The organism is Nocardia abscessus NBRC 100374 (assembly GCF_000308455.1).
GTDB classification, from domain to species: Bacteria; Actinomycetota; Actinomycetes; order Mycobacteriales; family Mycobacteriaceae; genus Nocardia; species Nocardia abscessus.
Genome location: NZ_BAFP01000109.1, coordinates 62,661 through 83,250 on the forward strand (window position 1 = coordinate 62,661; position 20,590 = coordinate 83,250).

At 67.4% G+C, this 20,590-nt stretch carries 16 protein-coding genes, 1 tRNA gene and 1 pseudogene; 8 read left to right on the forward strand and 10 right to left on the reverse strand.

The window, feature by feature from the left end; genetic code table 11:
* Positions 1-214 precede the first annotated feature (214 nt).
* Positions 215-532, forward strand: coding sequence for a hypothetical protein (locus ON19_RS22120; protein WP_043696096.1), 318 nt, complete (start codon positions 215-217; stop codon positions 530-532).
* 594 nt (positions 533-1,126) lie between these two features.
* Here ON19_RS22120 and ON19_RS42085 read toward each other — a convergent pair.
* Both ON19_RS42085 and ON19_RS22125 read right to left on the reverse strand, forming a co-directional pair.
* Entirely contained in the window at positions 1,127-1,567 is a 441-nt protein-coding gene (locus ON19_RS42085) for a hypothetical protein (RefSeq protein WP_157229781.1), read from the reverse strand.
* A gap of 439 nt (positions 1,568-2,006) precedes the next feature.
* The gene (locus ON19_RS22125) at positions 2,007-3,290 is read right to left on the reverse strand and encodes an oxidoreductase (protein ID WP_051169166.1); all 1,284 of its coding nucleotides are present in this window, start codon (positions 3,288-3,290) and stop codon (positions 2,007-2,009) included.
* Between the two features lie 61 nt (positions 3,291-3,351).
* Here ON19_RS22125 and ON19_RS22130 point away from each other — a divergent pair, with 61 nt between their 5' ends.
* From ON19_RS22130 to ON19_RS42090, 5 genes are all read left to right on the forward strand, one after another.
* Positions 3,352-3,930 carry a TetR/AcrR family transcriptional regulator gene (locus ON19_RS22130; RefSeq protein ID WP_043696099.1) on the forward strand — a complete coding sequence of 193 codons (579 nt, stop codon included), beginning with the start codon at positions 3,352-3,354 and terminating at the stop codon, positions 3,928-3,930.
* A gap of 94 nt (positions 3,931-4,024) precedes the next feature.
* Complete coding sequence (locus ON19_RS22135; protein WP_043696102.1) at positions 4,025-4,939, forward strand: acetoacetate decarboxylase family protein; 915 nt, start codon at positions 4,025-4,027, stop codon at positions 4,937-4,939.
* Between the two features lie 11 nt (positions 4,940-4,950).
* On the forward strand, positions 4,951-6,537 hold the full coding sequence (locus tag ON19_RS22140) for a succinic semialdehyde dehydrogenase (RefSeq protein ID WP_043696103.1): 1,587 nt from the start codon (positions 4,951-4,953) through the stop codon (positions 6,535-6,537).
* 73 nt (positions 6,538-6,610) lie between these two features.
* Positions 6,611-7,294 carry a type 1 glutamine amidotransferase domain-containing protein gene (locus ON19_RS22145; protein ID WP_043696106.1) on the forward strand — a complete coding sequence of 228 codons (684 nt, stop codon included), beginning with the start codon at positions 6,611-6,613 and terminating at the stop codon, positions 7,292-7,294.
* A 1,262-nt stretch (positions 7,295-8,556) separates the two neighbouring features.
* The gene (locus ON19_RS42090) at positions 8,557-8,961 is read left to right on the forward strand and encodes a hypothetical protein (RefSeq protein ID WP_157229782.1); all 405 of its coding nucleotides are present in this window, start codon (positions 8,557-8,559) and stop codon (positions 8,959-8,961) included.
* A 392-nt stretch (positions 8,962-9,353) separates the two neighbouring features.
* Here ON19_RS42090 and ON19_RS22150 read toward each other — a convergent pair.
* The 7 genes and pseudogenes from ON19_RS22150 to ON19_RS22180 all read right to left on the reverse strand — a co-directional run bounded on the left by ON19_RS22150 (position 9,354) and on the right by ON19_RS22180 (position 17,619).
* Positions 9,354-9,426, reverse strand: a tRNA-Ala gene (locus tag ON19_RS22150).
* A 654-nt stretch (positions 9,427-10,080) separates the two neighbouring features.
* Positions 10,081-10,818, reverse strand: a complete 738-nt coding sequence (locus tag ON19_RS22155) for a DsbA family protein (protein ID WP_043696109.1) — start codon at positions 10,816-10,818, stop codon at positions 10,081-10,083.
* A gap of 1,024 nt (positions 10,819-11,842) precedes the next feature.
* Positions 11,843-13,030: pseudogene (locus ON19_RS22160) on the reverse strand (MFS transporter); the annotation flags it as partial.
* The gene (gene pgm / locus ON19_RS22165) at positions 13,020-14,663 is read right to left on the reverse strand and encodes a phosphoglucomutase (alpha-D-glucose-1,6-bisphosphate-dependent) (RefSeq protein ID WP_043696400.1); all 1,644 of its coding nucleotides are present in this window, start codon (positions 14,661-14,663) and stop codon (positions 13,020-13,022) included. The pseudogene ON19_RS22160 and the gene pgm, both read right to left, overlap by 11 nt.
* Positions 14,664-14,710: 47 nt before the next feature.
* Entirely contained in the window at positions 14,711-15,010 is a 300-nt protein-coding gene (locus ON19_RS22170; protein ID WP_157229783.1) for a hypothetical protein, read from the reverse strand.
* Positions 15,007-15,369, reverse strand: a complete 363-nt coding sequence (locus tag ON19_RS22175; RefSeq protein WP_051169193.1) for a DUF190 domain-containing protein — start codon at positions 15,367-15,369, stop codon at positions 15,007-15,009. The genes ON19_RS22170 and ON19_RS22175 overlap by 4 nt, the downstream gene beginning before the upstream one ends.
* Positions 15,370-16,119: 750 nt before the next feature.
* Complete coding sequence (locus ON19_RS22180) at positions 16,120-17,619, reverse strand: MFS transporter (RefSeq protein ID WP_043696111.1); 1,500 nt, start codon at positions 17,617-17,619, stop codon at positions 16,120-16,122.
* A 117-nt stretch (positions 17,620-17,736) separates the two neighbouring features.
* Between ON19_RS22180 and ON19_RS22185 the strand changes: the two genes are divergently transcribed.
* Together ON19_RS22185 and ON19_RS22190 are read left to right on the forward strand one after the other, a co-directional pair.
* Positions 17,737-18,417: a TetR/AcrR family transcriptional regulator gene (locus ON19_RS22185; RefSeq protein WP_043696114.1), complete on the forward strand. Its 681-nt coding sequence runs from the start codon at positions 17,737-17,739 to the stop codon at positions 18,415-18,417.
* A gap of 53 nt (positions 18,418-18,470) precedes the next feature.
* On the forward strand, positions 18,471-19,769 hold the full coding sequence (locus tag ON19_RS22190) for a D-arabinono-1,4-lactone oxidase (protein ID WP_043696117.1): 1,299 nt from the start codon (positions 18,471-18,473) through the stop codon (positions 19,767-19,769).
* A gap of 28 nt (positions 19,770-19,797) precedes the next feature.
* On the opposite strand, the gene ON19_RS22195 is transcribed toward ON19_RS22190, so the two are convergent.
* Positions 19,798-20,544, reverse strand: a complete 747-nt coding sequence (locus tag ON19_RS22195; RefSeq protein ID WP_043696120.1) for an SIR2 family NAD-dependent protein deacylase — start codon at positions 20,542-20,544, stop codon at positions 19,798-19,800.
* Positions 20,545-20,590 lie beyond the last annotated feature (46 nt).

The window sequence follows — 20,590 nt, forward strand, 5'->3', positions numbered from 1 at the left end:
AGCCATGGCACAGGATGCGGCGAGCTACCGCACTACCTCGATGACCTGCTCGAGCAGCCCGGCTACACCAAGTGGGTCCGGCCGGGGCGGTGGACTCGGTCCACACACCTCTCTCAGGAGGGAGGTGGGCATAATATGAAACGCTCGCGCACCTGAAGGGCTGGTTGCCGCCTCTGCGTGCGCGAGAGTCCTTTACCCACACCCTAGGGGAACCATGATCAAGTCGTTGTCCATCGCCGCGGTGCTCTCTGCGGCCGCCGCCGCTCTACTCTTCCTTCCGGCCACACCCGCGCACGCTTCGTCCCCCAGCTGCGCCAAGGCTATCGAGCTGATCAACATCGCGATCGATACAAGCGGCGGCACTCTGGACCCAGCGACGGCGACAGCCCTGTCCGAGCGGCTGACCGGTCTGGCCGATTTCACCCAAGGAGCCGAAAGGGACGCCATCACGGCCTACGCCCAAGCGCTGATCGATGACAACGTCACAGAACTCGCCCCCTACACCGACGAACTGAATCGCGCCTGCGCCTGACCCGCGCACAACAGAAGAAGCCGCGCCCGCGTCTACTTCGAGGCGGCCGAGGAGCACCGCGTCCACGCGTTGTGGGCGGTGGGCCGGCGGTGGGACCGCGCCGTGGTGAAGCTCGCGGCCTGGAGTGGCACGTGACGACCGGGATCTACCTGAATGCGATCGACGCAGCGAAGCGCGACGCGCTGGATGCGATGGACCCCCCGTTCGGCTCAGCCGACGACACCGTGATCTGAACTGTCGTCAACCAAGCTTCCGAGAGGTACAACAACCACGAAGGGCAGGTCTCGAAAGTTTCCGGACCTGCCCTTTTGTTCGACTAGAGCTGAGGGGACTCGAACCCTTATCTGCTGCGTTTATGAACCTGAACTGCAGTTCGAGGACAACTTTCGACAATCGCTCGCGACCTGCGGTTTGCACCCAAGCGAACCCCGAACCGCCACTGTGCGGCCCGCCTTCCGAGAGGCTGCTCAGATCTGGGCAGCGTTCCTCGCCGAGTGGCGCGGCGACAGCAACGGATCTTTCACGCCGTCGCTCGATGCCGACCCGCCAGCCTCGCAGCCGGTCGAGCCGAACGGCGGCGCCTATGGAAAGAGGTTACGAGGGTTTGGTGCCAGCCGGTAGGGTCACGTCAACGACATCTGTGTGAGGCCCCGCAACTGTTACATTATATGTGAAAGTGAAAATGGTAGACCGTTGAGCTGCTATTTTCGCCCGCAGCACTAACATCGACGGAGTTCCGGCGATCATGGCAATTGATTGCGTTTCCAGCGCCACGGACGCTGAATTCAGCGCCGTGGTCGAGGGGTCATCGTCAGCGTCCGCAGTGCATGAGTAGCCTGACGGCGCTGCCGACACGGCGAACGCGAATTTCTCACTCCCGACATATCTCCGCACATTCCGGCTGCCGTCCAGAGGAAGAAATGTCTTGATGTCATCAAAATCAGGGTCGTCCTCGTCGCCGACTGCAAAATCCACCCGAAACCAGCCGGCGTAAATATCTACCACCGCATTATCTACTACCGAATTATCGGGCATGATCGCAGGTGCGCGAAAAGTGACGTGCCTCGGGCTTACCATTCTATCGATTGAAACGGGTATCATGGCTTTCCCCTCTCGTGGCTCGGTCTTGCTCGCGATCGGCTGCATACGAATAGATTGGCGGCTTCCCCATCAGTTCCGGCCCTGCCGGTATCTGGTTCTCTGGAAACCATCACGCGGTTCAAAAGACTGCGGCGGATACGTACCCGATTTCCAGTGACGTAATCCGCCAACCTGCGGCCCATACGCGCTGGTCACGTCACGACGGCGATCCGCCCCATCAGCAAGTCCACCTGACCGACCCCGAATGCGCCCCAACTCGGCACTTAGGTTCACACGCTCGTCGCAACGCTCTCGTTCTGAGAAATTGCGGCGGCCGTGTCGTTTTCGGCGGATGTGGCCCGGTTCGGTGACGCGCGCGATGCTCGCTGCCAGTTCACGCGGCACGGCTGTTCAGCCAGGTGCGGTAGCGGCGTAGTGCGCGCCGCTGGAGCAAGGTCTCCTTGAGGAGAGCGACCTTGGGGTTGATTCCGGGGCGCGTGCGCCGGTCGGCGCCGAGGCGGCGAAGCTGTTGCCGCACACGGGCCATGCTCGCGGCCGACGCGACGGCCTTGTCTTCGATTTGCACGGGTGCCAGCTCGACCTTGGCGCCGGTGTCCTGGCGCCACCGGTTCGGCAGGTCGGGATCGACGGCCAGCGCGCTGCCCATGCCGACGAGATCGATGCCGCCGGCCAGGATCTCCTCGGCCACCGGTAGCCGGACTACACCCCCGGTCAGCATCAGCGGCAGCGGACTGGTCGTCGCCAGCTCTTCGGCGAGGGAGAGGAAGTACGCCTCACGAGATCGGGTCCGCTGGTCACTGGCCTGCCCGGTCATGGCGGGCGCCTCGTAGCTGCCCCCGGAGAGTTCGACGACGTCGACGCCGAGCGGGGCCAGCATCGCGATCACGGTCGCGGCGTCGTCGGCATCGAAGCCGCCGCGCTGGAAGTCGGCCGAGTTGAGCTTGACCGCAACGGCGAACGCCGGAGCGACCGCCGCCCGCACCGCACGAACGATGTCGAGCAGCAGCCGGGCCCTGTTCTCCAGGCTGCCGCCCCACTGATCGGTGCGCCGATTGGCCAGCGGCGAGAGGAACTGCGACAACAGGTAGCCGTGCGCGGCGTGGATCTCGACGCCGTCGAACCCGGCCGCCGCGGCTCGGCGAGCCGTCTCGGCGAAGCGCGCCACGGTCTCCTCGATCTGCTGCGCGCTCATCTCGACCGGATCTGCGAACCGCTTGCTGTTCTTACCGACATCGACACGGATCGCCGATGGTGCCCAGGCGACGCCGGGCATTTCCGCGCGCACCTGCCTGCCCGGATGGTTGATCTGCATCCACACCCGCGCGCCACCGCTCTTCGCGGCAACAGCCCACTGACGGAACGGTTCCAGCGGCGAGTCCGCGTCGAGGACGACGCCGCCCGGCCCGGTGAGCGCCTCGGCGTGGACCATGACGTTGCCGGTGATGATCAGGCCGGCTCCGCCTCCGCTCCAGCGCCGATAGAGCCGGAACAGGGACTCGTCGGGGAGTTGACCGGATGCGGCCATGTTCTCCTCCATGGCGGCCTTCGCCAAACGGTTCGGGATCATCGAGCCATTCGGGAGCGTGAACGGCGCGAAGACCGGCGAACTCTGCGCCGAACCGTCGACCCTGGTGGGGCTGGGGGCTGTCGATGGCATCGCTGCTCCTACCTGCGGTATGTTTACATTGCTAACATGAGCCTAGGAGGGGATGTAAGCAGTGTCAACTTCACCGAAGAGTGGTTACCATCACGGCGACCTACGGGCCTCGCTCCTGACCGCCGCGATGCGCATGCTCGAAGCCGGCGAGACCTTCTCGCTGCGCGCCGTCGCGCGCGAGGCGGGCGTCTCGCCGACCGCGCCCTACCGACACTTCGCCGACCGCGACGCGCTGGAGTCGGCACTGGCCGCGCAGGGCTTGCGCGACTTGAAGGCGGACCTGATCGACGGGCGCGAGCTGCCCACGGCCCCGATGGAGCTCGGCGAGTTCGCGGTCACCTATGTCGAGTTCGCCCTGCGCCGACCGGCGTTGTTCCGCCTGATGTTCGGAAACCCCTGCGACAAAGAAGACGACGACCGAGTTCGGGCAGCGGAGGAGATCCACGAACTGCTGCGATTCGCGATGACACAGGTCTTCCCGAATGGTGACCACGAAGCGCTGGCCTCGGCGGGATGGGGCCTGGCCCACGGGCTGGCCTGCCTGCACCTGGACGGCAAGCTGCGGACGGAGTCCAGTCGCGAGGTGGCCGAGCGCGTGCGCGCCGCTTTCGCCGCGATCCTCACCACGCACGCGCCATAGGCGGCTCCTCACCCAGCTTCAGCACATGTTGACAGCGCTTACATACGCCTTTAGAGTCGGCGATGTTAGCAATGTCAACATTGAGGAGATGGTTATGACGCCGACTACGCCACGAGCGGTCACCGTCGATCTGGGCGGCCACTCGGTCGAGGTCCCGAAGGGTGGCCTGTACGACCGCTACCGGATGGCTACCGATCTGGACGTCGTCGCGGCCGACCCGCGGGTGAGCAGCGTGGACTTCTTCCGGCGGCTGCCGAAGGCTAGGGTCGACTCGCCGATCGGCCCGACCTGGTCACCGAACTTCTACTACCGCATTTCCACGGCACGCCTGACGATGATCGCGCCGTCGCGGGCGATCCGATCCCGGCTTCCGCGCCAGTTGGCTCCACTGGAGCTCGCGCCCGGCGTCGGTCTCGTCTCGGTGATGTTCTTCCGCTACGACGTCTGCGACATCGACTTCTACACCGAGGCGGCGGTCGGTATCGCCGTCAAGCCCGCGCGCCACGGCGGAATGGGTTTGCTCGACCTGCTCTCCGGCCTGAAGAACGACCACCTGCACTCCTATGTCCTCTCGCTTCCCGTCAACAGCGACATCGCCCAGGTGCGCGGCCACGACGGTTACGGCTTCCCGAAGTGGGTCACCGACATCGACGTCGACATCGACGCGGACCGCGCCACGGCGCGTGTCGCGAACGGCGACGGTGGCACGGACGTGACCTTCTCCGCGCGCACTCCTGCCCAGACAGCGCATGCCTCGGGCGAACGGGTCTCGAGCCTGACCTCGTACACCACGATCGGCGGGGCGTGGCATTCGACGCTGAGCCAAACCAACGTCCTCTCAGCCGGTACCGCGCGGCTGCCCCGAGCTATCGACCTGCGGCTCGGCACCGGCCGTGTCTCCGACGACATCCTTTCCCTGAAGCCGATCAGGACCATCCGGTTCGACGTCGTGACCGAGGGGCAGAACGCCCTGCACATGCCGGTCCCCACGTCCGTCCGGAATCTCTGAGGAGCACTGCGATGACCATCGATCACACCGCGATTCGCGGTCCCGGCCTTCCCGTCAGCCTCACCTCCTCGCTGATCCGACAGCTGACCTCGCTGGTCGCGGCGGCCCCGAATGCCGCACACACGACCACGACGGCCCCGTACACCGGTCGGCCGCTCGCCGAGCTCCCCGTCTCGACGCCCGCGGACGTCGATGACGCATTCATGCGCGCCCGGCTCGCCCAGGCCGGCTGGGCGTCGGTCCCGGTCCGCGAGCGCAAGCGAATCCTGTTGCGCTTCCACGACCTCGTGCTCGAGCGCCAGGACGAGGCGCTCGACCTGATGCAGGCCGAGAGCGGCAAGACTCGTCGCGACGCTTTCCTCGAGGTCACCGACATCGCCATCACCGCCCGCTACTACGCGCGCACCGCCGCCGGTCTGCTCGCTCCGAAGCGTCGACGCGGCGCCATCCCGGTGCTGACCCACACCACCGAGCTGCGCCACCCGAAGGGCGTCGTCACGGTGATCTCGCCGTGGAACTACCCGCTCAGCATGGCGGCCGGCGACGCGATCCCGGCCCTGATGGCGGGCAACGCGGTGGTTCAGAAACCCGACACCCAGACCGCCCTGACCGCGCTGTGGGCCCTGGACCTGATGCGTGAAGCAGGGCTACCAGCGGACGTGTGGCAGATGGTGATCGGCCGCGGCAGCTCGATCGGTGACGCGCTCATGGCGGGCGCCGACTACATGATGTTCACCGGGTCCACCGCCAGCGGACGCCGGATCGCCCGCGATGCCGGCGAGCGACTGATCGGGGCCTCCCTGGAGCTCGGCGGGAAGAACGCCATGGTCGTCCTCGCGGACGCCGATATCGACCGGGCGGCCGACGGAGCGGTCGCCGCGTGCTTCCCGTCGGCGGGTCAGTTGTGCGTGTCGATCGAACGGCTGTACGTCGCCGAGGAGATCCGCGACGAGTTCGTCGCGGCTTTCGTCGAGCGCACGCGCAAGTTGCGCTTGGGCGCCGCGTACGACTTCTCCGTCGACATGGGTTCGCTGACCAACCCCGCGCAGCTCGAGACGGTCACCGCGCACGTGGCCGATGCCGTCGCCAAGGGTGCGACCATCCTCGCGGGCGGCCATGCGCGTCCGGATCTGGGGCCTTTGTTCCACGAGCCGACGATCCTGGCCGACGTCACCCCCGAGATGACGCTGTTCGCCCACGAGACGTTCGGTCCGGTGGTGTCGATCTACCCCTACCGCGACGTGCAGGAGGCGATCGCGATGGCGAACGCCACCCCGTACGGGCTCAACGCCAGCGTCTGGTCCCGCAACGGTGCCCGGGGCCGGGCAGTCGCGGCGCGGCTGCACGCCGGAACCGTCAACGTCAACGAGGCCTTCGCCGCCGCGTGGGGCAGCATCGACGCGCCGATGGGTGGCATGGGCGACTCCGGTCTCGGCCGCCGCCACGGCGCCGACGGGCTGCTGAAGTACACCGAGCCCCAGACCGTCGCGCACCAGCGCCTGCAAGGCTTCAGCCCACCGCGCGGTGTCGGCCATGACCGGTGGTCCCGAATCCTCACCCTCGCACTCGAGACATTGCGACGAGTGGGTACACACTGAGTCGACCGAGTGCGCACCAGCGATGAAACCACGTGAAGAAGTAGAACCAACGACGCACGGAGGAAGATCACGTATGACCAAGCGCATCTTGAACGTCGTCACCAACGTCGGCCACTACGACGACCCGTCTCACCCGACCGGATTGTGGTTGTCCGAGCTCACCCACGCCTGGCAGGTTTTCGAAGAGCACGGATTCGAGCAGACCCTCGTCAGCCCGGCGGGCGGCCCCTGCCCCCTGGAACCGCGCTCGCTGAAATTCCCCAGCTACGGCAAGACCGCCAAGGCATGGCGGGGCGACCCGGCACGCATGGCGCTGCTGGAGAACACCGCCGCACCCGAGGAAATAGACTCGGCCGACTACGACGCCGTCTACTTCACCGGCGGGCATGCGGTGATGTACGACTTCCCCGACAGCGCGGGCCTGCAGCGCATCACCCGGGAGATCTATGAACGTGGCGGCATTGTCGCCTCGGTCTGCCACGGTTACTGCGGACTGCTCAACACCAAGCTCTCCGACGGCACGTACCTCGTCGCCGGGCGCAAGCTCACCGGGTTCGCTTGGCAGGAGGAAGTCCTCGCCCGGGTCGACAAGCTCGTGCCCTACAACGTGGAGGACGAAATAAAGAAGCGCGGCGCCCGCTACGAGAAGGCCAAGCTGCCGTTCGTCTCCTACGCCGTGGTGGACGGGAACCTCGTGACCGGGCAGAACCCCGGCTCGGCCAAGGAGACGGCGAAGAAGGTCGCCGACCTCCTGTGATTCGTCCGCACGATTTTTCGAGAACTCGGCCACCGACTCCCACCCCGGCAACTCCCGCTCAGGAGCATGCCCGAGCCTGCGGCCGACCCATACAGCGAAACAGCGTGAGGCCAAGGCGGTTTCGCCGGTCTGGCGTGGTGCAGCGCTTCGGCCCGCGGGTAGTCGCCGGGGGGCGTATGCCAGCTTGCCAGTGAAGGCCGGGAACAGCGGACCTGGCTCTTGGAACAGCGGCAGGATATTGAGCGAGCAGGTTGATCCGGGCCGATCGAACTCGCTGCAGCCCTCGGCCTGCAAGGCGGCGTGGAAGCGCTCGACCGGCACGTCATCGAAGAATTCACCGTGGTAGAGAATCGTGAGTCCGTACCAGGCTGGTCGCGTGTGCGGTTCGTGAGGCAGGTCAACCTGTCACCTGGTCGTGCAGCAGTCCCTCCATCCATAGATCCCTGGGGATGGACCTGCGGCAGATCGGTGCCCGCCGAGCCCGGCCGCTCGGCGGTATCGACTTGGCGGATCTGTATCTTGACCGACTCGGGTCGGCGCTACCTAGCCGATAGTGAGGCGGAGCCGGTGATCAAGCATGGGAGGATATGGGTGGGGTAGGAAGGGTTGCCGCAGTTCAGGTCTACCGGATGGCTCGTTGAGGGTTCTTGTGCTGGGGTGAGCGGGATCTCCGCTGAGGCAACGGTGCTCTCGCAGATTATTGCTGCCCCCAGGGCAGATGCGACTACGAGGCCTCGCAAAGTGAATCTGGGTGTGAACATGTCGAGCTCCTGGTGATTGATTGTTTACGTCCCGCTCGAGGGTAGATACGGCAGCGGTGAGTGGCATAGCCCCAATTCCTATGCCACTTAGACCTGCGTGTTTCTCACAGCGAGATGAACGCGGGTATATCGAAAGCTCGGACGTCCGCTCGAATTCCTCGAGGCAGTAACTACGACTATGGTGCTAGCACATAAACTCGAGAAGTCTTTGCCATTCCTGCCATGTCCGGTTGAGTCGCGCGCATCGGAACGCAGGGGATGAGGAAAAATGAGCGATCACCACTCTGCTGGAACTCCGCAGCCAGTTCGCCCATCCGCAGTTCGATCGCTTTTCCCGCCACGACCACGCTTCGTTGCCCCCATCTACTAGCCGCCAGAGGGGGCGGGGATCGGGCAGGCACAGCACAATCCGGTTTCCATGACTTGTCATGCGAGCTTGCGGACACGCCGTGGACGGCTGATCATTGGCTCCTGGATCGAACTGGCTGAGGAGGGGGACACGTGAAGGATGGACGACCGTTCAGCGAGCCGGCCCTGGTCACCATGCACCTGAACGGCGGGTTCACCAAGGTTGTTCTCGAGCGGACATTCGGCGATGCTATCTATAGGGACATCCCCACCGAAAGCATTCCCGTTCACCTTCGAGCCATCGGAAGTCGGATACTCCTCGTCGGTCGATTCCAAGCGCCTGAGGCCAACGATTCGGCCGAAGACATCAGGCGAGCCCTCCGGCATCCAGAAGTCCTCGAAGTCGCGCCGGTCATGATGTTCCGCACACCCTCTAACTCGTTACCAGAAGGTCGGGTCAGAGATGCCACTGGTGCGCGTGGCGATGCCGGCGTATTCACCCGCCCGGCCCAGCGTTCCGCGGCTTCGAAGTCATCGAACGTTTCCGCGGCGCGGTGACGCACGCGGTCGCTGTCGTAGAACTGGAACTGGACCTGCCAGGCGATGGATCTATCGGAGCGGCGCCGGGGGCGTGGGGTGAAGCATGGGAAGGTGAGTCGCTGCTGCTCCCATTGCCCCATGTTCGTCAAGTGCAGTCCACCTCACTAGTGTTAGCGAGTGGTGGACGCGGAAGGGCAGCCCCCATACATCTGGCTGGCCGTTCACGCATGGTACGAAGGCACCCTCAACACTCTCGCCAACCCGCCCGGATCTCACGAGTAGGCGGCAGAACCTACACAGGCTGATGCCCACAGCCGAAACGAAATACCAAACCATGGGGTTTTCGTGGGGTTGGGCCAAATGAAACAGGTCAGGACCGGTGCAATACCGGTCCTGACCTGCGTTTTCTGTGGAGCTAAGGGGACTCGAACCCCTGACCCCCACACTGCCAGTGTGGTGCGCTACCAGCTGCGCCATAGCCCCTGGTCGGTTGCGCTCCGGACTTCCCCGTCGCGCCTGAATGAAGTTACACCAACGGTGTGTCGGCAACCAAATCGCCTCGATTCGGGGGTGACAGGCGAGGGTTGATGCGGTTAGTATCGAACATGTGTTCGAAGGCGGTTCGATTGTGAGGACGCTGGCGGTAGCCGGTTGGATGCTCGGAACGGGCAGAGCAGATGGGGTTGCTGGTTTGTCCGTTCAGAGTGTCCGGCGGGTGGGCGTGGGGCGTGCGTCGGCGCGGGTGCCGAGTGCGGCTGGGCTGGTCGGCAGTACGTCCGACCGGCCGGACCGACGGCGGAATCCTCAGATGCCGAAGGGGTTTCGCGGCAGGGAGCGGTGAGACATCTCGAGGCGCGGTCTAGGGACAGGGGGCCGGATCGCGTTGTCGAGTGCGCGGGCCGGGCGGCGGCAGGTGGAGCCGTTGCCCGGCCCCAGGCCAACCGAAAAACTCGGCGGGCGGCGATCTCGGGGGCTGGGGATGTCGGATCGCACCGTCGAGTGGGCCGGGGCGTCGATCTGGTGGAGTCGGCGTACCCGGCCCTTCCGTTCGCTGGGGCGGCTGGGCGGCAGGGAGCCGAATCACATCGCGGGGGCTGAATCGAGCAGCATCTCCGCACTCGGCTGTGGGGGCACTGATCAATCGGTGAGCGAGACCACCCAGTTCTCGTCATTGGTGTCGACTCTGGTCGTGCCGTCGAAGACGGCCGGGGTGGCCGCGGAGCCGCCCAGCGCCGCGCCGAGCGCCGCTGTCTGCGCCATGGCGGTGGTGCGGGCGAAGTCGATCTTGGCGCCGTTCGCGATGCATTGCCGCACGGATTCGGCGGCTCCGACGTCCCCGGCGATCGCGGCGAGCTCCTCGTTGCTCAGGTCGGCACCACCTTCGCCGGGACGCTTGGTGGTGAAGAGTTCGGTGTGGAACTTGGAGTAGACCGGGCCCGAACCCGCCTCGGCCACACACTGGTTCGCCGCGACGGCGCGGGTCGAGTAGTCCTTGCTCCGCGAACGGCCGTCCAGGAAATTCACCAGGCGATAGCGCACCGCCAACGTGCCCGCATCGATCTTCTGCGCGATCTCCTGGCCGTAGATGCGCTCCAGGCTGCCGCAGCCGGGGCACAGCGGGTCCTCGAAGATGTCGATGGTCTTCTTCGCGTCCGGGCGGCCGAGCAGAATCGAGCCGTTCTGTTCGAGCACCGAGTGCACCGCCGGGTCGCGCACCGAACCGTAGCCGTCATTGCGGACGGCCGCTTCGTCTCGACCCCATCGGATCGCCGCGATGACGATCAGCACGATCAGCGCGAGAGCGACCGCACCCAGCGCATAGGTGGTCGCACTGGACATCGGCCGCGGTGTGTACTTCGAACGCGATTCGCTCACATCGACACTTTGCCGCAACCAGCCACCCGGCCCGCCGCCGGGCCACGCATCCGCGATCCGGCGGCCGTCCCGGTTCTCCGACAGGACGCCATATCAGCCACCGAAGCCGGGCTCGTTCGGACGGCTTACGGAGTCTGCGAGCAGTAGGGCAGAAGCACGGAGGGCACTTCACTCGCCACCGGATCGATGACGCCGACCGAACGAGACCGCCCCTGGCGCCCACCACGGGTGATTCAGCGCGTGCGGTGGCTACATCCCTCTGGTCGCGCGAACGCGACCGCCCCCGACACCCACCACGGGTGATTCAGCGCGTGCGGTGGCTACATCCCTCTGGTCGCGCGAACGCGACCGCCCCCGACACCCATCGCGGTCGATTCAGCGCGTACGGCGGCTACGTCGCTCCGGTCCACGAACGCGACCGCCCCCAACACCCATCACGGTCGATTCAGCGCGTACGGCGGCTACGTCCCTCTGGTCGCGCGAACGCGACCGCCTCCGACACCCATCACGGTCGATTCAGCGCGTACGGCGGCTACGTCGCTCCGGTCCACGAACGCGACCGCCCCCAACACCCATCGCCGCCGATTCAGCGCGTACGGCGGCTACGTCGCTCCGGACGCCTGGGTTTGCGGCGGGACATCGGCCGCCCGGCGGGGCTGGAGGATCCCTCTTCGTCCGAGTCGACGACTGCGGCGGTGCCCGGCACGGGCTTGATCTGCCTGGAATCGGCAGCCGTACCGCAGCGATCACCTGCCACAGGCGAGGGACGGCCCGTCAGCCCGTCGGACGCTCCCACTGCTCCGACGGCACCACCCGCCACCGATTCCTGCTGATCAGTCACCGCACGCGAACCCTCCGTGCCCCCGTGACGATCACCCGCCACCGCACCGGATTCGGCCACAACCGGCACCGGACTGTCGGCCACAGGCGCGGCGGACACCTCGCTCACCGCACGGTCGATCCGAGCCGGTACCCGCTCGGTGTCGTCCGCACCGGCGAAACGTTCGGATGGAGCCTCCGCATGTACGGGAACCCGCCGCAGCGGTTCGGGAACGACGGCCCAGACGATCGCCGCGACAGCGAGCAAGGCGCCGGTCACGCCGAGCGCGAGCCCGTAGGACACCTGCTGGGCCAGGGCGCCCACGGCGACCGGCCCGATGACGGTGCCGAGGTCGGCGGCCATCTGGAAACCTGCCAGAACCGGCCCGCCGCGCGCCCGCGGCCCGATGATGTCGGCGACGGCGGCCTGCTGGGTGGGCGTGAACATGCCGGAGCCGAGCCCGGCTACGAACGAGGTGGCGAGCAGCCAGGGCAGGTCGGTCGCCAGGCCGAGCCCCGCGGTTCCCGCCGCACACACCAGTGATCCGACGATCACGAACGGTTTCCGCCCCCACCGGTCGGACAAGCGGCCCGCGGCGAACAGCACCGCGACGTTGCCCGCGGCGAACACCGTCAGCGCGACACCCGCCATGCCCGGCGATTGGTGCAGCACCTCGACGACGAGCAGCGGCACCAGCGCCATCCGGACACCGAACACGGCCGCGCCGTTGGCGAAGTTCGACAGCAGCACCGCCCGGTACTCCGGCCGCGCCCAGCCCTCCCGGAACGACATCATGCGCACACCGCCGACCGGTTCCGGCGCGGCCAGTTCCGAATTCCGCAGACTCAGGTACACCACGACGCTGACGACGAGCAATGCGATCGCGTAGATCACGAACGGCCAGCGCAGCCCGAGCCCGGACAGCCCGCCGCCCACCAGCGGCCCGCTCACCGAGCCGACCAGGAAGCTGGTCGACCACAACCCGGAGACCCGGCCGCGCTGTTCGGGCGGCGACATCCGGATGACCAGCGCCAGAGACGACACGGTGAACATGGTGGATCCGATGCCGCCGAGCGAGCGCAACACCATGAGCTGCCAATAGCTCTGGGCCAGCGCGCTGGCGCCGGTGGACAGCGCGACGATCAGCAGCCCGCCGAGATAGACCGAGCGCTCCCCCAGTCGCTGCACCAGCCGGCCGCTCACCGGCGCGAACAGCAAACGCATCAGGGCGAACGCGGAGACGATCGCCGAGGCGGCCGCCACGCCGACGCCGAAGCCGCGCGCGAACTGCGGCAGCACCGGGGCGACCAAGCCGAATCCGATGGCGATGACGAACGCGCCCCCGACCAGCACCCAGATCTCGGTGGGCAGGGGCTTGGATCTACCGGTCACCGGACAGCGCCTGTCCCACCAATTCCTCCGCGGCCGCCTGCACCTCGACGAGGTGCTCGGCGCCGTGGAACGACTCCGCGTAGATCTTGTACTTGTCCTCGGTGCCGGAGGGGCGGGCGGCGAACCACGCGTTCTCCGTGGTCACCTTGAGGCCGCCCAGCGGCGCCCCGTTGCCGCGCGCCCTGGTGAGCACGGCGGTGACCGGCTCTCCGGCGACCTCCTTCGTGGTGATCATGTCCGGTGTCAACTTCGCGAGCAGCTCTTTCTGTTCCCCGGTGGCGGCCGCGTCGATCCGCGCGTAGGCGGGGCTGCCGTAGCGGCGTTCGAGTTCGACGTAGCGCGCCGACGGGCTCTGCCCGGTGACCGCGGCGATCTCGGCGGCGAGCAGCGCGAGCAGGATGCCGTCCTTGTCGGTGGTCCAGACGGTGCCGTCCATCCGCAGGAACGACGCTCCCGCGCTCTCCTCGCCGCCGAATGCCAGGCTGCCGCTGAACAATCCGGGCACGAAGAACTTGAAGCCGACGGGCACCTCGTGCACGTCGCGGCCGAGCACGGAGACCACCCGGTCGATCATGGACGAGGTCACCGCGGTCTTGCCGATCTTGGTCAGCGCGTCCCACCCCATCCGGTTGGCGACCAGGTATTCGATGGCCACCGCCAGGAAGTGATTCGGATTCATCAGCCCGCCGTCGGGCGTGACGATGCCGTGCCGGTCGGCGTCGGCGTCGTTGCCGGTGGAGATGTCGTAGTCGTCCTTGATCGCGATCAGTGATGCCATCGCATAGCGGGAGGACGGGTCCATCCGGATCTTGCCGTCGCTGTCGAGTGTCATGAACCGCCAGGTGGGATCCACGAACGGATTGACCACTTCGAGCTCGAGATCGTAGCGCTGGCCGATCTCCTCCCAGTAGTCGACGCTGGCGCCGCCCATCGGATCGGCGCCGAGCCGGATGCCCGCGCCGCGGATGGCGTCCAGGTTCAGCACGTTGGGCAGGTCGTCGATGTAGTGGTCGAGGTAGTCGTAGCGTTCCACGCCGCTGGCCAGCGCGCGCTGCAGCCTGGTGCGCTTGACCTCGGTGAGCCCGTCGCGCAGCAGTTCGTTCGCACGGGCGGCGATAGCGTCGGTGGCCGTGTTGTCGGCCGGGCCGCCGTGCGGCGGGTTGTATTTGAAGCCGCCGTCGCGGGGCGGATTGTGCGACGGGGTGACCACGATGCCGTCGGCCTGGTGCTTGGTGCCGCCCCGATTGTGGCGCAGCACAGCGTGACTCAGCGCGGGCGTGGGGGTGTAGCGGTCGCGGGCGTCGATCACCGCGGTCACGTCGTTGGCGGCGAGCACCTCGAGCGCGGTGGTCCAAGCCGGCTCGGACAGGGCATGGGTGTCCCTGGCCAGGTAGACCGGACCGGTGATGCCCCGGGTCGCGCGGTATTCCACGATCGCCTGGGTGATCGCGAGGATGTGCGCCTCGTTGAAGGCGCCGTCCAGGCTGGAGCCGCGATGTCCCGACGTTCCGAACGCCACCCGCTGAGCCGGTTCCCGCGCATCCGGAACGCGGCTGTAGTACGCCGTCACCAGGTGCGCGATGTCTTCCAGGTCGGTGGGACGTGCGGGACGCCCGGCTCGATCGTGGGCCATGCTCGGGTCTCCCTTCCGTATCGGCTGCGCCCGGCTCGTCATCAGGATCATGTCCCCGACCACCCGGTCACCGCCGACCCCACGGCCACGTCGTTCACGTCGGCCACCCGCCGGAACCTCTCGTTGCCGCACATGCTGAACGTGGTCGGCACGGTGCGGAAGCCTGCTCCCGCGGCGGCGAGCGGCCGATCGCCCGCCGACGCGCCGCTCAGATCGCCGAGCCGCGCCGAACCGACAATGGTAACGGCCGCCGTGCGCGGTGGCATCGGCGAGGCGAAATCGCCTGGCGCCGCTCGCCCTACGGGGGATCCGGCGCCGGCGTCGCGCCGGACACGCGGTCTTCTCATCGCTCACCTTCCTGCCACTGGTCCACCTGCGCCAACGTGACGTTGACCGAGGTGAACAGTTCGGCATTCCGCTCGACGAAGGCGCGCAGGCGTTCCGGCTCGTCGACCAGCACCAGCATCAGCGGAAGATGGACGGCGACATCCAGTAGTCGGGTGGTGTGGACCTGCGCGGACGCGCCGTAACCCTCGATGCCGCGCCACACGCTGGCGCCGGCCAGCCCGGTGTCCCTGGCCCTGCGCACGACCTCGTGATAGAGGGGCGTGTGCCGCCACTTGTCGTCCTCGTCGAGCAGCACGGTGAGCCGTGCGGCGGGCCGCCATCGGCCCGCCGTGGCAGCACCCGCTTGCGAACCACTCATCGCCTGACCCCCTTCCGTCGTGCCGTTCCCGTCGATCGCCGAGCCGAACCAGGTGTCCACCGTGCCATGCCCGCGCCGGGCCCCGACGTCCCGGCCACGCCACCGCCACTCCCCGAGGCGGACGAGCGCGGGGAGCGCCGCGCCCGGTCCGAGGAGTCTACGAACCTCGCGGGTGGGGTGGAGAGGGTGGTGCGACCGCCGGGTACGCCGAGCCGAGAAGGGTATGCAGCAGTCCCTTGGCTACCCATACCGCGGCGGCCGGAATCATCGAGATTCCGATTGCAAAGCATCCCATGACTTTTACCGCGTCGGTCGGACAGGGGACCGTGCACGTCTGCACGAGACCGGATCGAGCGCGATGCCGACAGCGTTCAGCACAGCCCGCCACATCCGACTTCGTCGTATCTTGCACCAAAAATGGTGATCGGGGAGCGCTTTGCGGTGCGCGGTTGACCCGACCGCAGGTCACGCCCGATGCCGGGCCGCATCGCACCCAACCCGAATTCGGGCCACCGCGCACAGTACGGAGATTCGCCTCGCGCCGAGACTCGACCATCGAGCGCACGGCCGTTGGCAATCGCACAGCCACAGGTCCGGCGACCTACGTCGCAGGCTCGGCGAGTGGGTGGTTCCGGGCGGGCGAACGGAATTGCGCGGCGGGTGATACGACGACGGCCGCCGTTCCCGCGACGAGGCGCGGGAACGGCGGCCGCTGGGTTCGCAAACCGGGTCGGCGGTGCCGTGCTCGGGTCAGTGAGCGAGTACCGGCTCTCCCTCGGCGGGCACCGGCGTCGTGCTCGGCATGAGCACCGCGGTGAGGAGGCCGCCCGCCACGAAGATCGCCGTGGCCCACCAGAAACTGGTCGTGTAGCTCTCGATCGCGGACTGCGCGATGGTGAGCGGGTCCGGCCTGCGGGTGGACAGGTAGTCGGTCGCCGCGGAGGCCGCGATGGTGCTCAGCAGCGCCGTGCCGATCGACCCGCCGACCTGCTGGCTGGTGTTGATCATGGCCGAGGCCACACCCGCGTCCTCGTGCTGCACGCCCGAGGTCGCGCCCTGGAAGGCGATCGCCATCGCGCCGCCGAGGCCGAGGCCGAGCAGGATCAGGGCGGGCAGGATGTGGGTGGCGTAGCCGGTGTCCAAGCCGATCCGGGTCAGCCAGGCCATACCCGCCGCCGCGATCAGGAAGCCGCCGCTGACCACGATCTTCGGCCCGAGCTTCGGCAGCAGCAGCGACGGGGCGGTGGTCGAGGAGGCCACCATGGCCGCGACCATCGGCAGGAACGCCACGCCGGTCATGATCGGCGAGTAGCCCAGGGTCAGCTGCATGTAGTAGGTGAGGAACAGGAAGATCGCGAACATCCCGATGCCCATGACGAAGACCGTCAGGTAGGAAGTGCCGCGCATCCGGTCGAGCACGATCCGCATCGGGAGCAGCGGGTGCGCGACCCGGGTCTCCAGCCAGGCGAACACCGCGATCAGCGCCGCGCCGCCGAGCAGGAACGCGAGGGTGACGCCGTTGGTCCACCCGTCCGATTCCGCGTGCGAGAACCCGTAGACGATGCCGAACAGGCCCGCGGTGACCACGACCGTGCCGGGGATGTCGAGTTTGGGCCGCTCGGTGCTCGCGTGCTTGGCCAGCAGCAGCACCGCACCGACCAGGGCGACGGCCGCGAAGGCCAAGTTCACGAACATCACCCAGCGCCACGACGCCCATTCGGTGAGCGCACCGCCGAGCAGCAGGCCGATCGCGCCACCGGTGCCCGCGACGGCGCCGAAGATGCCGAACGCCTTCGCCCGCTCGGACGGCTCGATGAAGGTCACGGTGAGCAGCGAGAGGGCGGCGGGCGCCAGCAGCGCGCCGAAGACGCCCTGCCCGACCCGGGACGCGACGAGCATCTCGAAGCTGGTGGCCGCGCCACCGACGGCGGAGGCGACCGCGAAGCCGACCAAACCGACGATAAAGGTATTGCGCCTGCCGAACAGGTCGCTGAGGCGCCCGCCCAGCAGCAGCAGGCTGCCGAACGCCAGCGCGTAGCCGGTGACCACCCAGGAGCGGTCGCCGTCGCTGAAGCCGAGGTCCTGCTGCGCCGCGGGCAGCGCGATGTTCACGACGGTCGCGTCGAGCACGACCATGAGCTGGGCGACGCCGAGGACGGCGAGCACCCACCAGCGCAGCGCGTGCGAGCCGCGCCTGCCGCTTCCCGCTTGCTGGGGGGCCGGGGCCCCACGGTCGATCGCGGTAGTCATTTGTCCCCTTTGTCTCGAGCTAGGATCCGGAGGCAGTGCCTCCGGTTAATCCAAGAAGCTATCACGATAACGGAGACAACGCCTCCGTTTAATCCCGGAACTTGATAGAATGAAGATGTGAATCACGCCACGGTCGCCTCCCCACCCCGGCGCCTGCGGGCCGATGCCGCGCGTAACCAGCAGCGGATCATCGCCGCGGCCCGGGAACTGTTCGCCGATCACGGACTCGAGATCACCCTCGACGACGTGGCCGAGCGCGCGGGTGTGGGCGTCGGGACGGTCTACCGCCGCTTCGCGAACAAGAAGGAACTGATCGTCGAGGTCTTCGACCAGAACCTGAACGATTTCGCCGACGCGGCCGACGCCGCCTACCGGCACCCCGATCCCTGGTTCGGACTCGTCGAGTTCTTCGACTACGCGTGTCGGCACATGGCCACCAATCGAGGGTTCAGCGAAGTGATGCTCGAACTCGAGGACGGCGAGACCGACCGGTTCACGGTCGTGCGCGATCGCATCAAGCCCACCGTGACCGCCATCTGCGCCCGAGCGCGCGACGCGGGCGTCCTCGCCGACGGCATCGAGCCCTCGGACTTCTTCGCGCTCGTGCACATGGTCGACGGCCTCGCCGAGTTCGCCAAGCCGGTCAATCCCGATGTGTGGCAGCGGTATATGGCCATCATGCTGAACGGCGTGCGCGGCGACGGCACACCGCGCCAGCATCTGGTCGTCCCGCCGCTGACCGACGACGAGGTCGAGCACGCCAAGCAGCACCTGACCTGCGGCTGGCGCAAACGGTAGCGAAATCGAACCGTAAGTAGCGCGCGTCACGTTCGCTCCCGTAAATTGGTCACATGACCAATTCGTGGGTGAACTGGGCCGGCGATCAGCAGTGCGCGCCTGCGATCCTCGCCACACCGCGCTCCGTCGAGGAAGTGGCCGACCTGCTGGCCGATGCCGAAGCCGCCGGCCGCACCGTCCGCGTCGCGGGCACCGGGCATTCGTTCACCGACGCCGTCCTGACCGACGGCACGCTGCTGAGCCTGGCGAAGCTGAACCGTGTGCTCGACGTCGACCGGGCGAGCGGCCTGGTCCGGGTGGAGGCAGGCATCAGCCTGAACGCCGCCAGCACGGCCCTGCACGAGCACGGCCTCGCCTTTCCCAACCTGGGCGATATCGACGTGCAGACCGTCGCGGGCGCCACCGCCACCGCCACCCACGGCACCGGCGCGGCCTTGCAGAACCTCTCCGCCGCGGTGCACTCGGTCGAACTGCTGCTGGCCGACGGAAGCCGGGTCGAACTGAACGAGCAAACCGATCCCGACGGCTGGCGGGCGGCGCGGGTCGGCATCGGCGCCCTGGGTGTCGTCACCGCCATGACGCTGCGGATGGTGCCGTCTTTCGTCCTGGAGGGCATCGAACGACCGATCCCGGTGGAGGAGGTGCTCGCCGACCTGGATTCGTTCGTCGACGGCAACGAGCACTTCGAGTTCTACATGTTCGCGCACAGCGCACTGGCCATGACCAAGCGCAACAACCGCGTGGCCCTGCGGGAGCAGCCGCGCGGCAAGGCGGTGGACTGGTTCGCCGACATCCTCATGTCCAATCACCTGTTCGACGCGCTGTGCCGAGTGAGCCGCAGACAGCCGCGCATGGTCCCCCTCATCCAGCGCAGCGCCGCCTACGCGGGTAGCTACCGGCGTCAAGTGGACCGCTCCTACCGGGTGTTCGCCTCGCCACGCCTGATCCGCTTCACCGAGATGGAGTACGCCATCCCGCGCGAGCACTCCGTCGACGCGATCCGCGAGATCAAGGAACTGACCGCTCGCTTCGACACCCCGATGCCCATCGAGGTGCGGTGGGTCGCGCCCGACGACGCGTTCCTCTCTCCGGCGGGCGGCCGCGAGACCTGCTACATCGCGGTGCACCAATACCGCGGCATGGACTTCGAGCCGTACTTCCGCGCCTGCGAATCGGTCTTCGACCGCTACCAGGGGCGACCGCACTGGGGCAAGCGCCACTTCCAGACCGCCGCAACGCTGCGCGAGCGCTATCCCGACTGGGATCGGTTCGCCGAGGTGCGGCGTCGCTTCGACCCGAAAGGGCGTTTCGCCAACCCCTACCTGGACCGGGTACTCGGCCCGGTCGGCTGAGCTCGATCCACCCGCGACGCCGCACCGGTCACCCGGCGAGCAGTTCCGCGACCAGGCGGGGCACCGCCGTGCCGATGGGTTCGCGAACGATCTCGGTGGCCATGGCGTCGTACGGAGTCGGCTCGGCGTTCACGATGACCAGGTCGGCGCCGTTGCCCACCGCGATAGAGCACATCGACGCGGCCGGCTCCACCTGCAACGACGTTCCGACGGCCAGGAAGATGTCGCTCGTCTCCGCGGTGAGCGCGGCCTTGGTCATGGTGCGGCGGTCCATCTGCTGGCCGAACATGACGGTGGCCGCCTTGAGGATGCCGCCGCAGCCGGGGCACGGCGGGTCGGGTTCGCCCGCGGCCACCCGCTCCAAAGTGGCCGCCATCGAGGTCTGGTAGTCGCATTCGATGCAGACCACTTCGAACATGTTGCCGTGGATCTCGATCACCCGTTCCGGCGACGACCCCGCCCGCTGATGGAGCCGGTCGATGTTCTGCGTGATGATGGTGACCGCCCGCCCGGCCCGCTCCAGGTCGGCGAGGGCGTTGTGCGCGGCGTTCGGCACGGCCTGCCAAGCCGGATTGTCCCGCCGCGCGAGCCAGGCGCGTTCCCGCAGGGCGGCATCGGCCACATAGCTCTGATACGTCGACAGCAGTTCGGCGATCGGGTCTTTCGTCCACACGCCGCGCGGGCCGCGGAAATCGGGAATGCCGGAATCGGTGGAGATGCCCGCGCCCGTGAGCACTCCGATCCGGCCGGTACGACTGCGCCACTCGGTCGTCATATCTGCACAGCCTAGGGGCGGCGACGAGTCCGCCGCGACAGATAGA

Bases quoted from the DNA above. Each gene is read 5' to 3' on its own strand.
- ON19_RS22120 (WP_043696096.1), top strand. From the start codon at position 215: ATGATCAAGTCGTTGTCCATCGCCGCGGTGCTCTCTGCGGCCGCCGCC.
- ON19_RS42085 (WP_157229781.1), bottom strand. From the start codon at position 1,567: ATGCCCGATAATTCGGTAGTAGATAATGCGGTGGTAGATATTTACGCC.
- ON19_RS22125 (WP_051169166.1), bottom strand. From the start codon at position 3,290: ATGCCATCGACAGCCCCCAGCCCCACCAGGGTCGACGGTTCGGCGCAG.
- ON19_RS22135 (WP_043696102.1), top strand. From the start codon at position 4,025: ATGACGCCGACTACGCCACGAGCGGTCACCGTCGATCTGGGCGGCCAC.
- ON19_RS22140 (WP_043696103.1), top strand. From the start codon at position 4,951: ATGACCATCGATCACACCGCGATTCGCGGTCCCGGCCTTCCCGTCAGC.
- ON19_RS22145 (WP_043696106.1), top strand. From the start codon at position 6,611: ATGACCAAGCGCATCTTGAACGTCGTCACCAACGTCGGCCACTACGAC.
- pgm (WP_043696400.1), bottom strand. From the start codon at position 14,663: ATGGCCCACGATCGAGCCGGGCGTCCCGCACGTCCCACCGACCTGGAA.
- ON19_RS22170 (WP_157229783.1), bottom strand. From the start codon at position 15,010: ATGAGAAGACCGCGTGTCCGGCGCGACGCCGGCGCCGGATCCCCCGTA.
- ON19_RS22175 (WP_051169193.1), bottom strand. From the start codon at position 15,369: ATGAGTGGTTCGCAAGCGGGTGCTGCCACGGCGGGCCGATGGCGGCCC.
- ON19_RS22180 (WP_043696111.1), bottom strand. From the start codon at position 17,619: ATGACTACCGCGATCGACCGTGGGGCCCCGGCCCCCCAGCAAGCGGGA.
- ON19_RS22190 (WP_043696117.1), top strand. From the start codon at position 18,471: ATGACCAATTCGTGGGTGAACTGGGCCGGCGATCAGCAGTGCGCGCCT.
- ON19_RS22195 (WP_043696120.1), bottom strand. From the start codon at position 20,544: ATGACGACCGAGTGGCGCAGTCGTACCGGCCGGATCGGAGTGCTCACG.